The 15,927-nt window shown below is 60.1% G+C and carries 9 protein-coding genes, 2 tRNA genes and 3 rRNA genes; 11 read left to right on the top strand and 3 right to left on the bottom strand.

Annotated elements, in window-relative coordinates:
- Window positions 1–68 precede the first annotated feature (68 nt).
- Both ACSX1D_RS12465 and gpmI read left to right on the top strand, forming a co-directional pair.
- Window positions 69–1,694 carry an NADP-dependent glyceraldehyde-3-phosphate dehydrogenase gene (locus ACSX1D_RS12465; RefSeq protein WP_439858800.1) on the top strand — a complete coding sequence of 542 codons (1,626 nt, stop codon included), beginning with the start codon at window positions 69–71 and terminating at the stop codon, window positions 1,692–1,694.
- Between the two features lie 11 nt (window positions 1,695–1,705).
- Complete coding sequence (gene gpmI / locus ACSX1D_RS12460) at window positions 1,706–3,232, top strand: 2,3-bisphosphoglycerate-independent phosphoglycerate mutase (protein WP_439858799.1); 1,527 nt, start codon at window positions 1,706–1,708, stop codon at window positions 3,230–3,232.
- Window positions 3,233–3,474: 242 nt separating this feature from the next.
- Here gpmI and ACSX1D_RS12455 read toward each other — a convergent pair whose 3' ends face one another.
- A complete protein-coding gene (locus ACSX1D_RS12455; protein ID WP_439862313.1) occupies window positions 3,475–4,335 on the bottom strand; it encodes a MurR/RpiR family transcriptional regulator in 861 nt (286 codons plus the stop codon).
- 181 nt (window positions 4,336–4,516) lie between these two features.
- On the opposite strand from ACSX1D_RS12455, the gene zwf reads away from it, so the two are divergent.
- The 9 genes from zwf (at window position 4,517) to rrf (ending at window position 14,126) form a co-directional block, all read left to right on the top strand.
- Window positions 4,517–5,986, top strand: a complete 1,470-nt coding sequence (zwf, locus tag ACSX1D_RS12450) for a glucose-6-phosphate dehydrogenase (RefSeq protein ID WP_439858798.1) — start codon at window positions 4,517–4,519, stop codon at window positions 5,984–5,986.
- Window positions 5,973–6,686, top strand: coding sequence for a 6-phosphogluconolactonase (gene pgl / locus ACSX1D_RS12445; RefSeq protein ID WP_439858797.1), 714 nt, complete (start codon window positions 5,973–5,975; stop codon window positions 6,684–6,686). Before zwf ends, pgl begins: the two co-directional genes overlap by 14 nt.
- 19 nt (window positions 6,687–6,705) lie before the next feature.
- Entirely contained in the window at window positions 6,706–7,377 is a 672-nt protein-coding gene (locus ACSX1D_RS12440; RefSeq protein ID WP_439858796.1) for a bifunctional 4-hydroxy-2-oxoglutarate aldolase/2-dehydro-3-deoxy-phosphogluconate aldolase, read from the top strand.
- Between the two features lie 96 nt (window positions 7,378–7,473).
- Window positions 7,474–8,337 carry an aldo/keto reductase gene (locus ACSX1D_RS12435; protein ID WP_439858795.1) on the top strand — a complete coding sequence of 288 codons (864 nt, stop codon included), beginning with the start codon at window positions 7,474–7,476 and terminating at the stop codon, window positions 8,335–8,337.
- A gap of 606 nt (window positions 8,338–8,943) precedes the next feature.
- A 16S ribosomal RNA gene (locus tag ACSX1D_RS12430) occupies window positions 8,944–10,480 on the top strand.
- Between the two features lie 65 nt (window positions 10,481–10,545).
- A tRNA-Ile gene (locus tag ACSX1D_RS12425) sits at window positions 10,546–10,622 on the top strand.
- 31 nt (window positions 10,623–10,653) lie between these two features.
- Window positions 10,654–10,729: transfer RNA gene (locus ACSX1D_RS12420), tRNA-Ala, on the top strand.
- 250 nt (window positions 10,730–10,979) lie between these two features.
- A 23S ribosomal RNA gene (locus tag ACSX1D_RS12415) occupies window positions 10,980–13,870 on the top strand.
- A gap of 140 nt (window positions 13,871–14,010) precedes the next feature.
- Window positions 14,011–14,126 (top strand): 5S ribosomal RNA (gene rrf / locus ACSX1D_RS12410).
- The 16S, 23S and 5S rRNA genes sit together here with 2 tRNA genes alongside, the layout of an rRNA operon.
- Window positions 14,127–14,277: 151 nt before the next feature.
- Here rrf and queD read toward each other — a convergent pair.
- Together queD and ACSX1D_RS12400 are read right to left on the bottom strand one after the other, a co-directional pair.
- Window positions 14,278–14,634, bottom strand: a complete 357-nt coding sequence (queD, locus tag ACSX1D_RS12405; RefSeq protein ID WP_208707096.1) for a 6-carboxytetrahydropterin synthase QueD — start codon at window positions 14,632–14,634, stop codon at window positions 14,278–14,280.
- A gap of 141 nt (window positions 14,635–14,775) precedes the next feature.
- Window positions 14,776–15,921 carry a catalase family protein gene (locus tag ACSX1D_RS12400; RefSeq protein WP_439858794.1) on the bottom strand — a complete coding sequence of 382 codons (1,146 nt, stop codon included), beginning with the start codon at window positions 15,919–15,921 and terminating at the stop codon, window positions 14,776–14,778.
- Window positions 15,922–15,927 lie beyond the last annotated feature (6 nt).

The raw sequence follows: 15,927 nt of genomic DNA, 5'->3' as shown, positions 1-15,927 counted from the left end.
TCGCTTCAGTTCGGGGCCGGCGTCGCTGCGCCGGCGCCGCTCATTCGCCTTCAGATGAGGTAGATGCCATGACCCAAGTAAGCCGCCTCGGCTCGCTGTTTCCGTCCCTGGCCGAGATTCCCGAGGCCTATCGCCTAGGGGCGCCCATCGAGCAGCGCGACTACCTGGTCGATGGCCAGTTGCGCACCTGGAAGGGCCCGCTGGCGACCGTGCGCAGCCCGGTGTATCTGGCAACCGAACAGGGCGACCGCCAGGTGATACTCGGCAGCACCCCGGAGCTCGATGAGCAGGCGGCGCTGGATGCCCTGGAGGCCGCGGTGCGCGCCTACGACAACGGCCAGGGCGCCTGGCCGACCATGCGCGTGGCCGAGCGCATCCAGCACGTCGAGGCGTTCCTGGCGCGCATGCGCGAGCAGCGCGAGCCGGTGATCAAGCTGCTGATGTGGGAGATCGGCAAGAACCTCAAGGATTCCGAGAAGGAGTTCGACCGCACCTGCGACTACATCGTCGACACCATCGCCGCGCTCAAGGAGCTGGATCGCCGCTCCAGTTGTTTCGAGCTGGAGCAGGACACCCTCGGCCAGATCCGTCGCGTGCCCCTGGGCGTGACCCTGTGCATGGGGCCCTACAACTACCCGCTGAACGAGACCTTCACCACCCTGATCCCGGCGCTGATCATGGGCAACACGGTGGTGTTCAAGCCGGCCAAATTCGGCGTGCTGCTGATCCGTCCGTTGCTCGAGGCGTTTCGTGACAGCTTCCCGGTCGGGGTGATCAACGTGATCTACAGCGGCGGCCGCGAGGCGGTCAGTGCGCTGATGGCCAGCGGCAAGATCGATGTGTTCGCCTTTATCGGCACCCACAAGGGCGCCAGTGCCCTGAAGAAGCTGCATCCGCGGCCGCACCGCCTGCGCGCGGCCCTGGGCCTGGATGCGAAGAACCCGGGCATCGTTCTGCCCGAGGTCGACCTGGACAGCGCGGTCAGCGAGGCGCTGACCGGTGCGCTGTCGTTCAATGGCCAGCGTTGCACGGCGCTGAAGATCCTCTTCGTGCATGAGGATGTGGTCGACAGCTTCCTCGACAAGTTCAATAGCAGGCTCGCCGCGCTCAAGCCGGGCATGCCCTGGGAGCCGGGCGTGGCCCTGACGCCGTTGCCGGAGGAGGGCAAGACCGAGTACCTCGGCGGCCTGGTGGCCGATGCGCTGGAGAAGGGCGCCCAGGTGGTCAATCCCGATGGTGGCGAGAGCCGGGGCTCGTTCTTCTACCCGGCGGTGCTCTATCCGGTGACGGCGCAGATGCGCGTGTACCACGAGGAGCAGTTCGGCCCGCTGGTGCCGGTGGTGCCTTACCGTGACCTGCAGACGGTGATCGACTACGTGCTCGATTCCGACTTCGGCCAGCAACTGAGCATCTTCGGCAACAACTCGGCCCAGGTCGGCCGCCTGGTCGACGCCTTCGCCAACCAGGTCGGCCGCATCAACATCAATGCGCAGTGCCAGCGTGGCCCGGACAGCTACCCGTTCAACGGCCGCAAGAACTCGGCCGAGGGCACCCTGTCGGTGCACGACGCCCTGCGTGTGTTCTCCATCCGCACCCTGGTGGCGACCAAGTTCCAGGAAAGCAACAAGGCGCTGGTCAGCGAGATCATCCGCAATCGTGAATCCAGCTTCCTGACCACCGACTACATCTTCTGAAGGCAACCGGCATGACCACCCGTACCCTGATCATTCTCGACGGCATCGGCCTGCGCCAGGAGGCCGAGGCCAATGCCCTGGCCGCGGCGCGCACGCCGACCCTGGATGCCCTGTTCCAGCGCTACCCGCACAGCCGCATCGCCACTTCCGGGCTGGCCGTCGGCCTGCCCGAGGGGCAGATGGGCAACTCGGAAGTGGGGCACATGAACCTCGGCGCCGGGCGCGTGGTGTACCAGAACTTCACGCGGATCAACAAGGCGATCGCCGACGGCGAGTTCGCCGCCAATCCGGCGCTCACCGACCTGCTTGACGGCGCGCGGCGGCGCGGCGGCGCGGTGCACCTGCTCGGCCTGCTGTCGCCCGGCGGCGTGCACAGTCACAGCGAGCAGATCCTGGCCGCGTGCCGGGTGCTGGCCGAGCGCGGCATCGAGCGCTTCTACGTGCACGCCTTCCTCGATGGTCGCGATACCCCGCCGAGAAGCGCCCAGGCCGTAATCGCCGAGCTGGAGGCCGAGCTGGCGCGCCTGGGCAAGGGGCGCATCGCCTCGCTGGTCGGGCGCTACTACGCCATGGATCGTGACAATCGCTGGGAGCGCATCGAGGCGGCCCATGGCTTGCTCGTCGACGGTCGCGCCGAGTTCCGCGCGGCCAGTGCCGAGCAGGCGCTGCTGGCGGCCTATGAGCGCGGCGAGTCGGACGAGTTCGTGCGTGCCACCGGTATCGGCGAGCCGGTCGAGCTGGGAGGCGAGGATGCGCTGGTCTTCATGAACTTCCGCCCCGACCGCGCGCGCCAGCTGTGCCAGGCCCTGGTCGATCCGGCGTTCGATGCCTTCGCCCGCTCGCGCTTGGTGCCCAGGCAGCGCCTGCTGACCCTGACCCGCTACTCGGCGCAACTTGACGGCCCCTGCGCCTTCCCCCCGGAAAACCTGGCGAACAGCCTGGGCGAGTACCTGGCGGAGCAGGGCAAGACCCAGCTGCGTATCGCCGAGACGGAGAAGTACGCCCACGTCACCTTCTTCTTCAATGGCGGCCGTGAGCAGCCGTTCACCGGCGAGCAGCGCATCCTGGTGGCTTCGCCCGACGTGGCGTCCTACGACCTGCAGCCGCAGATGAGCGCGCCGGAACTGACCGCCAAGTTGGTCGAGGCGATCGGCAGTCAGGCCTACGACCTGATCGTGTGCAACTACGCCAATGGCGACATGGTCGGTCATACCGGCTCCTTCGCGGCGGCGGTGCAGGCGGTGGAGGCACTGGACCAGTGTCTGGCCCAGGTGGTCGAGGCCACCCTGGCGGCCGATGGCGAGTGCCTGATCACCGCCGATCACGGCAACGTGGAGCAGATGCTCGATGCGACTTCGGGGCAGGCGCACACCGCCCATACCCTCAATCCCGTGCCGCTGATCCTGGTCGGCAAGCGGGCCGGGCTGTTCGGGCTCGAGGATGGCCGGCTGTGCGACATCGCGCCGACCCTGCTGCAACTGATGGACTTGCCGGTGCCCAAGGAGATGGACGGCCGCTCCCTGCTGCTGCGCAAGTAGTCGTAGGGTGCGCTGTGCGCATCGCTGGTAATAGGTCTGGATGCTTGGCGTGTGTAGGTAGGGTGTGCCATGCGCGCCGCTGGTAAATGGCTCTGGCTCCGAATGGCGCGCGGAGAACGACTAGCTTGGTGCGCATGGCGCACCCTACGTTGCCCCCTCGCGGCTACTGCCGGTTGGGGTATGCGGTCCAAGGGTAGGGTGCGCCATGCGCACCGCTGGCAGCCGCTAGCTGGCGCGTCGTTTCAGCTGGGCTCTTCGTCCGCCGGGTAGCGGCTGGCGCTGAGGCTTTCCTTGATCTTGCGCAGGTGCGGCTGGAAATCCACGCCGCGGCGCAGGGTCATGCCGGTGGCCAGCACGTCGAGCACGGTCAGCTGGATGATCCGCGAGGTCATCGGCATGTAGATGTCGGTGTCCTCCGGCAGGGGGATGTCCAGGCTCAGGGTGCTGGCCTTGGCCAGTGGTGAGCCAGCGGCGGTCAGGCCGAGCACCGAGGCGCCGTTCTCCCGCGCCAGGCGCGCCACCTCCACCAGCTCGCGGGTGCGCCCGGTATAGGAAATGATCACGAACAGGTCGCCGGTATGGGCCACCGAGGCCAACATACGCTGCATCAGCACGTCGGCATGGGCCGAGACCGCCAGGTTGAAACGGAAGAACTTGTGCTGCGCGTCCAGCGCCACCGGGGCCGAGGCTCCGAGGCCGAAGAAGTGGATCTGCCGTGCCTGGATCAGCAGGTCCACGGCACGGCTGACCATCTGCGGGTCGAGCGCCTGGCAGGCGGCATCCAGCGAGGTGATGGCGCTGCCGAAGATCTTGCGGGTGTAGGCCTCGGGCCCGTCGTCGGCCTCCACGGCGCGGCTGACGTAGGCGGCGCCGCTGGCCAGGCTCTGTGCCAGCTGCATCTTCAGTTCCGGGTAGCCGTTGACGTCGAACGAGCGGCAGAAGCGATTGACCGTAGGTTCGCTGACCTGGGCGGCCTGCGCCAGGGCGGCAATACTGAAGCGGGTGGCCTGCTGCGGGTTATGCAGAATCACCTCGGCGACCTTGCGTTCGGCCTTGTTCAGGCTGTCCAGGCGGCCCTGGATCTGCTCCAGGAGATTGCGCACGCGATCCATTTCTACTCCTCAGGCGGGCGATGAAAGTGCCGGCCTATCCTACTGATGGGGTCGGCTCGCGACCACTGGAATGTCAATCCGGGAAAAATGTTGTGTTTATTACTACATTTTCCCTTGTCAAAACGCCTGTTACCGGGTATTTCTAGTGCATCTTGATAGAAGAACAAACATTATGCCATCGATAACCGTTGATTCCTGCACCTTTGCCCTCTTCGGCGCGCTGGGCGATCTGGCGCTTCGCAAGCTGTTCCCTGCCCTGTACCAGCTCGATCGCGCAGGGCTGCTGCATGCCGATACGCGCATTCTGGCCTTGGCCCGTGAAGGCGGCGATGCCGCCTCGCACCTGCAGTCGATCGAGCGGCACCTGCGCCGCTACGTTCCGGCCGCTGAGGTCGACGAGGCGGTGCTGCAGCGCTTCCAGGGGCGCCTGAGCTATCTGAGCATGGACTTCCTCCAGGCCGACGACTACGGCGCGCTGGTCGAGCTGGTTGGCGATGCCCAGTCGATGATTGCCTACTTTGCTACCCCGGCCTCGGTATATGGCGGCATCTGCGCCAACCTGGCGCAGGTCGATCTGGCCGAGCGCACCCGGGTGGTGCTGGAGAAGCCGATCGGCCATGACCTGGAGTCCTCGCGAGCGGTGAATGACGCGGTGGCGGAGTACTTCCCCGAGTCGCGCGTCTATCGCATCGACCACTACCTGGGTAAGGAGACGGTGCAGAACCTGATCGCTCTGCGCTTCGCCAACAGCCTGTTCGAGACCCAGTGGAACCAGAACTTCATATCCCACGTGGAAATCACCGTGGCGGAGAAGGTCGGTATCGAGGGGCGTTGGGGCTACTTCGACCAGGCCGGCCAACTGCGCGACATGATCCAAAATCACCTGCTGCAGCTGCTCTGCCTGATCGCCATGGACCCGCCCAGCGACCTCTCCGCCAGCAGTATTCGCGATGAGAAGGTCAAGGTGTTGAAGGCCCTGGAGCCGATCAAGGCCGAACAGCTCAGTCGCCAGGTGGTGCGTGGCCAGTACGTGGCCGGCATCAGCGATGGCAAGGCCGTTCCGGGCTACCTGGAGGAGGAAAACTCCAACGCCCAGAGCGACACCGAGACCTTCGTCGCCCTGCGTGCCGACATCCGCAACTGGCGCTGGGCTGGCGTGCCCTTCTACCTGCGCACCGGCAAGCGCATGCCGCAGAAGCTCTCGCAGATCGTCATTCATTTCAAAGAGCCGCCGCACTACATCTTTGCCGCCGAGCAGCGCCAGTTGATTGGCAACAAGCTGATCATCCGCCTGCAGCCGGACGAGGGTATCGCCCTGCAGGTAATGACCAAGGATCAGGGCCTGGACAAGGGCATGCATCTGCGCAGCGGCCCCCTGCAGCTGAATTTTTCCGACACCTACCGCAGTGCCCGCATCCCGGATGCCTACGAGCGCCTGTTGCTGGAGGTGATGCGCGGCAATCAGAACCTGTTCGTGCGCAAGGACGAAATCGAGTACGCCTGGCAGTGGTGCGACCAGCTGATTGCCGGCTGGAAGCAGCTCGGCGATGCGCCTAAACCCTATCCGGCCGGTACCTGGGGCCCCATGGGTTCGGTGGCCCTGATCACTCGCGACGAGAGGTCCTGGTATGGCGATCTCTGATCTGAACCTGCCGCTGGGCATGCTGGCGCGCAGCCTGAGTGATGCGCAGCAGCTTGCCGAGACGCTTGCCGCAGACGTCGCGGCCGTGCTGCGCAGCGCTATCGATAGCCAGGGTGTCGCCACTCTGGTGGTGTCCGGCGGGCGCAGTCCCGTCGCCTTCTTCGAGAGCCTGGCGCAGCAGCAGCTGCCTTGGTCGCGTGTGGTGATCAGCCTGGCCGACGAGCGCTGGGTGCCGGTCAATCACGCCACCAGCAACGAGTCGCTGGTGCGTCGCCACCTGCTTCGTGGCCCGGCTGCCGAGGCGCGCTTCATCGGTCTCTACCAGGTCGCCGGCAGCCTCGAGCAGGCCGCGCTTAAAACTGACCAGGTGCTGAGCGAGCTGCCGCCGATCGATGTGCTGGTGCTGGGCATGGGGGATGACGGCCATACCGCCTCCCTGTTCCCTGGCAGCCCGAACTTGTGCGAGGCCCTCGAGCCCGAGGGCAGCCGGCGCTGCCTGCCGATGCAGGCGCCCAGCGAACCGCGTCAGCGCCTGAGCATGACCCTGTCGCTGCTCGCTTCGGCTCGCTTGCCGCTGTTGGCTATTCAGGGGAGCGCCAAGCTGGCCACCCTGGCTGAAGCCCTGAGCCTCGATGATCCGGCACGGATGCCGATTCGCGCCTTTCTGCATTCCCCCCTTGAGATTTACTGGTGCCCCTAGGGCCGAAGGACCAGCTGATATGACCAATAACGACACCCTCTCGCACAGCCGCATGGCGGCGAAAATCGAGCAGATCGACCGCATCTGTGCGCGCGCCCGGATCATGCCGGTGATCACCATTGCCCGCGAGGAGGACATCCTGCCGCTGGCCGATGCCCTGGCTGCCGGCGGCCTTACTGTGCTGGAGGTCACTCTGCGCTCCCGCTACGGCCTGGCGGCCATCCGCCTGTTGCGCGAACTGCGCCCGGAGCTGTGCGTCGGCGCCGGCACCGTGCTCGATCGGCGCATGCTTGCCGCGGCGGTGGAGGCAGGAGCGCAGTTCATTGTCACGCCTGGCTCCACGGCTGAGTTACTGCAAGCGGGCCTGGAGAGCGATATCCCCATGCTGCCGGGTACCGGCAGCGCCTCGGACATCATGCTCGGCTACGGCCTCGGCTATCGGCGCTTCAAGCTGTTCCCCGCGGAAATCTGCGGCGGCGCGGCGGCGCTCAAGGCATTCGGTGGGCCCTTCGCCGATGTGCGCTTCTGCCCGACGGGGGGCGTCAGCCCCGACAACCTGCAGCGCTATATGGCCCAGCCGAACGTGATGTGCGTCGGCGGCACCTGGATGCTGGACAGTCAGTGGATCAAGGACGGCGACTGGGCTCAGGTCGAGCGGGCCAGTGCCGAGGCACTGCGATTGCTCGGCTGAGTCACTCCCTGCGCTCTTGGTGGCCTGGCATTGTCCGGGCCGTCAGGGTGGGTACGTGGCCGTTGTTGGTCGCGCCCTGATATCGAGAACTCCGAGATGACTGAACCTTCCTTAGAGTCGCCCCTGCTGCTTGGCATGATGCGCCTGCTCGACTATCCGGATCTCGACTCGCCGCAGTCGCTGCTCGGCTTGCTCGAGCGTTGCGTGGAGCGCGGGCTTACGGCCTTCGATCATGCCAACATCTATGGCCAGGGCGAGTGCGAGGCGCGCTTCGGTGCGGCTCTGCGTCTGCGTCCCGGTCTGCGTGCGCAGCTGCAGTTGATCAGCAAGGCCGACATAGTGCCTGCGGCCCAGGATATATCTCGTTGGCGGGTCAAGCACTACAACACCGCGGCCGCCTACCTGGTCGGGGCGGTCGAGGCCTCGCTGGCGCGCCTCGGTGTCGAGCGTCTGGATGGTTTCCTGCTTCATCGTCCGGATCCGCTGCTGCAGGTCGACGAGGTGGTCGCGGCGCTGCAGTCGTTGGTCGAGTGCGGCAAGGTCGCATGGCTGGGCCTGTCCAATGCCGAGCCGCTGCACTGGCAGGTACTCGCGCGTGAATTGCCGTTGCGCTGTAATCAGGTCGAGTTGTCGCTGCTCGCCCAGCAGGCTGCCTGGGATGGCCGCTTGCAGGCGATGCAGGCCGATGGCCTGCAGGTTCAGGCCTGGTCGCCCATGGCGGGCGGCCATTTCTCGCCGACTTTACATAAGGCCCTGGAGGAGGTGGCCGTAGCCATGCAGGCGACCCCCAGTCAGGTGGCGTTGGCCTGGGTGCGTCGTTTGCCCGGTCGGCCGCTCCCCATCCTCGGTAGCTTGCGCTGGGCGCGTATAGAAGAGGCGCTGGCGGGTAGTGCGCTCAAGCTCGACGCGCCGACCTGGTTCTACCTGGCCGAGGCCGCGCGCGGCATCAAGGTGCCATGAACTGCCGCGGGCTGTGCCATGGGTGCATGGCTGCTCTTTCGGTTCTCGATAATAAAGCGTTGACCTGCTGCGCTTGATGCCTATAATGCGCGCCTTCTCCGGCGTAAGTTCCTGATAAAACGCTTTGCAAAACAAAGGGTTAAGTTTAGATAAGGGGTTGCAACGCAGCGCAGGCGGCGTAGAATGCGTCGGGCTGACAGGGTGGCAAGTTGATCCTGTCGGTGCTTCGATTGAGTGGGGCGAGAGCGGTTGAAAAGGTGGTTGACAGTGGTTTTGAACGCTGTAGAATTCGCCTCCCGCTGACGAGAAGCTGAAGGTTGATCGAAGGCGCAAGTGGTTGAAGTAGAAAAGAAATTTTCGAAACTGCTTGACGGAAGATGAGGCTGCTGTAGAATGCGCGCCTCGGTTGAGACGAAAGACTTAACCAACTGTTCTTTAACAACTGAATCAAGCAATTCGTGTGGGTGCTTGTGGGGTAAGACTGATAGTCAACTGATTATCAGCATCACAAAGCAACACTCGTTAATTCGAGAGTTAACTCTTTTAAGTAAGAGGTTTGCGATTGCTGAGCCAAGTTTAGGGTTTTCTCAAAACCCAAGCAGTATTGAACTGAAGAGTTTGATCATGGCTCAGATTGAACGCTGGCGGCAGGCCTAACACATGCAAGTCGAGCGGATGAGGGTAGCTTGCTACCTGATTCAGCGGCGGACGGGTGAGTAATGCCTAGGAATCTGCCTGGTAGTGGGGGACAACGTTTCGAAAGGAACGCTAATACCGCATACGTCCTACGGGAGAAAGTGGGGGATCTTCGGACCTCACGCTATCAGATGAGCCTAGGTCGGATTAGCTAGTTGGTGAGGTAATGGCTCACCAAGGCGACGATCCGTAACTGGTCTGAGAGGATGATCAGTCACACTGGAACTGAGACACGGTCCAGACTCCTACGGGAGGCAGCAGTGGGGAATATTGGACAATGGGCGAAAGCCTGATCCAGCCATGCCGCGTGTGTGAAGAAGGTCTTCGGATTGTAAAGCACTTTAAGTTGGGAGGAAGGGTTGTAACCTAATACGTTGCAATTTTGACGTTACCGACAGAATAAGCACCGGCTAACTCTGTGCCAGCAGCCGCGGTAATACAGAGGGTGCAAGCGTTAATCGGAATTACTGGGCGTAAAGCGCGCGTAGGTGGTTTGTTAAGTTGGATGTGAAAGCCCCGGGCTCAACCTGGGAACTGCATCCAAAACTGGCAAGCTAGAGTACGGTAGAGGGTGGTGGAATTTCCTGTGTAGCGGTGAAATGCGTAGATATAGGAAGGAACACCAGTGGCGAAGGCGACCACCTGGACTGATACTGACACTGAGGTGCGAAAGCGTGGGGAGCAAACAGGATTAGATACCCTGGTAGTCCACGCCGTAAACGATGTCAACTAGCCGTTGGAATCCTTGAGATTTTAGTGGCGCAGCTAACGCATTAAGTTGACCGCCTGGGGAGTACGGCCGCAAGGTTAAAACTCAAATGAATTGACGGGGGCCCGCACAAGCGGTGGAGCATGTGGTTTAATTCGAAGCAACGCGAAGAACCTTACCTGGCCTTGACATGCTGAGAACTTTCCAGAGATGGATTGGTGCCTTCGGGAACTCAGACACAGGTGCTGCATGGCTGTCGTCAGCTCGTGTCGTGAGATGTTGGGTTAAGTCCCGTAACGAGCGCAACCCTTGTCCTTAGTTACCAGCACGTTATGGTGGGAACTCTAAGGAGACTGCCGGTGACAAACCGGAGGAAGGTGGGGATGACGTCAAGTCATCATGGCCCTTACGGCCAGGGCTACACACGTGCTACAATGGTCGGTACAAAGGGTTGCCAAGCCGCGAGGTGGAGCTAATCCCATAAAACCGATCGTAGTCCGGATCGCAGTCTGCAACTCGACTGCGTGAAGTCGGAATCGCTAGTAATCGTGAATCAGAATGTCACGGTGAATACGTTCCCGGGCCTTGTACACACCGCCCGTCACACCATGGGAGTGGGTTGCACCAGAAGTAGCTAGTCTAACCGCAAGGGGGACGGTTACCACGGTGTGATTCATGACTGGGGTGAAGTCGTAACAAGGTAGCCGTAGGGGAACCTGCGGCTGGATCACCTCCTTAATCGACGACATCAGCTTCCTTATAAGCTCCCACACGAATTGCTTGATTCATTGCGAAAGACGATTGGGTCTGTAGCTCAGTTGGTTAGAGCGCACCCCTGATAAGGGTGAGGTCGGCAGTTCGAATCTGCCCAGACCCACCAATTGTTGTGGGGTTTGGCCTTGGTAGAATATGGGGCCATAGCTCAGCTGGGAGAGCGCCTGCCTTGCACGCAGGAGGTCAGCGGTTCGATCCCGCTTGGCTCCACCACTTACAGCATCGTTGTGTAGAGTTCAGAAATGAACATTCCTGAGATCGTCAGTTGAATGTTGATTTCTGGTCTTTGACCAGTACGAAAATCGTTCTTTAAAAATTTGGGTATGTGATAGAAGTGACTGATTAATTACTTTCACTGGTAATTAATTTGGTCAAGGTAAAATTTGCGTTGTTCTCAAGTGCAAATTTTCGGCGAATGTCGTCTTCACGTTATAGACAATAACCAGATTGCTTGGGGTTATATGGTCAAGTGAAGAAGCGCATACGGTGGATGCCTTGGCAGTCAGAGGCGATGAAAGACGTGGTAGCCTGCGATAAGCTTCGGGGAGTCGGCAAACAGACTTTGATCCGGAGATCTCTGAATGGGGGAACCCACCCAGCATAAGCTGGGTATCACACACTGAATACATAGGTGTGTGAGGCGAACCAGGGGAACTGAAACATCTAAGTACCCTGAGGAATAGAAATCAACCGAGATTCCCTTAGTAGTGGCGAGCGAACGGGGACTAGCCCTTAAGCTTCTTTGATTTTAGCGGAACGCTCTGGAAAGTGCGGCCATAGTGGGTGATAGCCCTGTACGCGAAAGGATCTTAGAAGTGAAATCGAGTAGGACGGAGCACGAGAAACTTTGTCTGAATATGGGGGGACCATCCTCCAAGGCTAAATACTACTGACTGACCGATAGTGAACCAGTACCGTGAGGGAAAGGCGAAAAGAACCCCGGAGAGGGGAGTGAAATAGAACCTGAAACCGTATGCGTACAAGCAGTGGGAGCCTACTTTGTTGGGTGACTGCGTACCTTTTGTATAATGGGTCAGCGACTTATATTCAGTGGCGAGCTTAACCGAATAGGGGAGGCGTAGCGAAAGCGAGTCTTAATAGGGCGTTTAGTCGCTGGGTATAGACCCGAAACCGGGCGATCTATCCATGGGCAGGTTGAAGGTTAGGTAACACTGACTGGAGGACCGAACCGACTACCGTTGAAAAGTTAGCGGATGACCTGTGGATCGGAGTGAAAGGCTAATCAAGCTCGGAGATAGCTGGTTCTCCTCGAAAGCTATTTAGGTAGCGCCTCGTGTATCACTGCTGGGGGTAGAGCACTGTTTCGGCTAGGGGGTCATCCCGACTTACCAAACCGATGCAAACTCCGAATACCAGCAAGTGTCAGCACGGGAGACACACGGCGGGTGCTAACGTCCGTCGTGAAAAGGGAAACAACCCAGACCGTCAGCTAAGGTCCCAAAGTTATGGTTAAGTGGGAAACGATGTGGGAAGGCTTAGACAGCTAGGAGGTTGGCTTAGAAGCAGCCACCCTTTAAAGAAAGCGTAATAGCTCACTAGTCGAGTCGGCCTGCGCGGAAGATGTAACGGGGCTCAAACCATACACCGAAGCTACGGGTTCATCTTAGGATGAGCGGTAGAGGAGCGTTCTGTAAGCCTGTGAAGGTGAGTTGAGAAGCTTGCTGGAGGTATCAGAAGTGCGAATGCTGACATGAGTAACGACAATGCGAGTGAAAAACTCGCACGCCGAAAGACCAAGGTTTCCTGCGCAACGTTAATCGACGCAGGGTGAGTCGGCCCCTAAGGCGAGGCAGAAATGCGTAGTCGATGGGAAACGGGTTAATATTCCCGTACTTCTAGTTACTGCGATGGAGGGACGGAGAAGGCTAGGCCAGCACGGCGTTGGTTGTCCGTGTTTAAGGTGGTAGGCAGAGTGCTTAGGTAAATCCGGGCGCTTAATGCCGAGAGCTGATGACGAGCGTTCTTTTAGAATGCGAAGTGGTTGATGCCATGCTTCCAGGAAAAGCTTCTAAGCTTCAGGTAACTAGGAACCGTACCCCAAACCGACACAGGTGGTTAGGTAGAGAATACCAAGGCGCTTGAGAGAACTCGGGTGAAGGAACTAGGCAAAATGGCACCGTAACTTCGGGAGAAGGTGCGCCGGTGAGGGTGAAGCATTTACTGCGTAAGCTCATGCCGGTCGAAGATACCAGGCCGCTGCGACTGTTTATTAAAAACACAGCACTCTGCAAACACGAAAGTGGACGTATAGGGTGTGACGCCTGCCCGGTGCCGGAAGGTTAATTGATGGGGTTAGCGAAAGCGAAGCTCTTGATCGAAGCCCCGGTAAACGGCGGCCGTAACTATAACGGTCCTAAGGTAGCGAAATTCCTTGTCGGGTAAGTTCCGACCTGCACGAATGGCGTAACGATGGCGGCGCTGTCTCCACCCGAGACTCAGTGAAATTGAAATCGCTGTGAAGATGCAGTGTATCCGCGGCTAGACGGAAAGACCCCGTGAACCTTTACTATAGCTTTGCACTGGACTTTGAGTTTACTTGTGTAGGATAGGTGGGAGGCTTTGAAGCGTGGACGCCAGTTCGCGTGGAGCCATCCTTGAAATACCACCCTGGTAACCTTGAGGTTCTAACTCTGGTCCGTTATCCGGATCGAGGACAGTGTATGGTGGGTAGTTTGACTGGGGCGGTCTCCTCCTAAAGAGTAACGGAGGAGTACGAAGGTGCGCTCAGACCGGTCGGAAATCGGTCGTAGAGTATAAAGGCAAAAGCGCGCTTGACTGCGAGACAGACACGTCGAGCAGGTACGAAAGTAGGTCTTAGTGATCCGGTGGTTCTGTATGGAAGGGCCATCGCTCAACGGATAAAAGGTACTCCGGGGATAACAGGCTGATACCGCCCAAGAGTTCATATCGACGGCGGTGTTTGGCACCTCGATGTCGGCTCATCACATCCTGGGGCTGAAGCCGGTCCCAAGGGTATGGCTGTTCGCCATTTAAAGTGGTACGCGAGCTGGGTTTAGAACGTCGTGAGACAGTTCGGTCCCTATCTGCCGTGGACGTTTGAGATTTGAGAGGGGCTGCTCCTAGTACGAGAGGACCGGAGTGGACGAACCTCTGGTGTTCCGGTTGTCACGCCAGTGGCATTGCCGGGTAGCTATGTTCGGAAAAGATAACCGCTGAAAGCATCTAAGCGGGAAACTTGCCTCAAGATGAGATCTCACTGGAGCCTCGAGCTCCCTAAAGGGCCGTCGAAGACTACGACGTTGATAGGTGGGGTGTGTAAGCGCTGTGAGGCGTTGAGCTAACCCATACTAATTGCCCGTGAGGCTTGACCATATAACACCCAAACAATTTGTTGTTTGTGTGTCAGACGGTTGAAGTCGACAACAAACCGAAAATTTGCCAGAACACGCAATACCGCATATCACATACCCAATTCGGGGAAGCGCCTCAACCGCGACTCCCCTGCTGAATTGCTTGACGACCATAGAGCGTTGGAACCACCTGATCCCATCCCGAACTCAGTAGTGAAACGATGCATCGCCGATGGTAGTGTGGGGTTTCCCCATGTGAGAGTAGGTCATCGTCAAGCACCTATCCCAAACCCCCGACCCGCGTAAGCAGGTCGGGGGTTTGCTTTTGCGCGAAGGAAAAGAAGTGAACCTGAATTTCATGCCCAGGCTGGAGATCACTGACGCACATAAAAAAGCCACCCCTCGGGGTGGCCTTTTTATGTGCTGAATTCAGTCGCCGCGGTATTCGCAGCCACTGGTACAGGTTTCGTGGATGCGGATGCGGGACAGTTCCGGTAGGAGGGGCTTGAGTTGCTGCCAGAGCCACTTGGCGATGACTTCGCTGGTGGGATTTTCCAGGCCGGGAATATCGTTGAGGTAGTTGTGATCCAGTTGCTCGTAGAGCGGCTTGAAGATCTCCTTGATCTCTGCGAAGTCGCGGATCCAGCCGGTATAGGGGTCGACCTCGCCTTCGATGTAGACGGCGACGCGAAAGGAGTGGCCGTGCAACCGCCCACACTTGTGTCCAGCGGGGACGTGGGGTAGACGGTGAGCGGCCTCGAAAACAAACTCTTTGAACAGTTCCACTACTGCATGTCTCTCTAGGATGCGCGGCTGCAAGCTCCGCTCTGATAAAGGCTGATCTTACCAGCTAGGCCCGTGCTTTACCCAATGCTGCGGGCCGCGGGATGCTCGCCTGCGGCCGTAGGTATCAGCCGCGGTGGAAATTTAGTTGTTCGGCGTCTCGCCGTTTCTTTCGTGGCGATAGACGCTTACGGCCTCATACACGGCCTTCCTCAGGCGGTTGAGGCCGCCAATCGGCCGGTGCTCGGGAAGCGAGTGCCAGGGGTTGAAGGACAGGTTGTCGCAAAAACGGTTCTGCTCTGTGCTATCGAAATCCTGGGCGGGCACCTGGATGTTGGCGACGGTTTCATAGGGCGATACGGCTTCATCCCACTCGACGCTAGGATCTTCGATCGGCATGTAGTGGGAAGGCTTCTGCCGCTGGACCTGCAGGGCGAAGCAGGCGGGTACGCGGTCCAGTGAAAGCTGTTGGTAAAGCGCGCTGCGCAGGAAGTTGGGCAGGTCGGTGTTGGGCTCCGGCAGGCGATACTGCGGACAGTTCTCTGGAGCAGGTATGACGCGATACTTGATGTTGTGGGGGCCAAGCTTGAACGGGGAAATGGAGTTATAGGTGGTCGCGACCGGGCTCTGCGGGGCCGGTGCCAGGGTCTTCAGTGCAATGATGAGATGGCGGATTTCCCAGCTGCGCGGATCCCAGCTGGGGAAGAAGGCCAGCACTTTCTTGCCGTCGGCTTGGGCGGCGAAGTTGCTGCGATACTCGGCCACGTCACGGACGAAGAATACCGGGTGGTTGAACATCACGAAGTCCTGTTCGTCTTGATGGCCGGGGCCCTCGATGAGTTTCTCGCCGGGGACGTCCAGCAGTTTGATGGCCATGCCGCGGGCATCGCGAACACGGTCGAACTGCGGATAGGCGTTGCCATTGGACAGGCGCATCCAGGCCTGCCAGCTTTTCCCCGGTTCGCTGAGCACGCCATGGCGCAGGTCTGGATCCAGGTCGCTAAGTATGGTCACTTCGGCCTTAACGCAGCCATGGGCTTTGGCGTGGGCGTCACGCAGTACCCGGGTGTTGTCGCGGTGCTGTTCGACGATGCGTATGGCATCTTCGATGATGGCTTGGGTGAGGGCTGCTTCTCCTGGCGGTACTTGCTCCTGGCTGGACACCGCTCCGGAGTGTTTCACCTTGTAGTACAGCGTGCCCGCAGCCCAGCCGCCCAGGCCGAGGGCCAGCAGCAGGAGCAGTATTCTGCCTAACTGGCGTCCGAGCCAGAGCCAGGTTTGTTTCAGCATGGATTG

The organism is Pseudomonas sp. MBLB4136, assembly GCF_051904765.1.
Classification (GTDB): Bacteria; Pseudomonadota; Gammaproteobacteria; order Pseudomonadales; family Pseudomonadaceae; genus Aquipseudomonas.
This window is presented reverse-complemented; position numbering and strand designations above follow the sequence as displayed.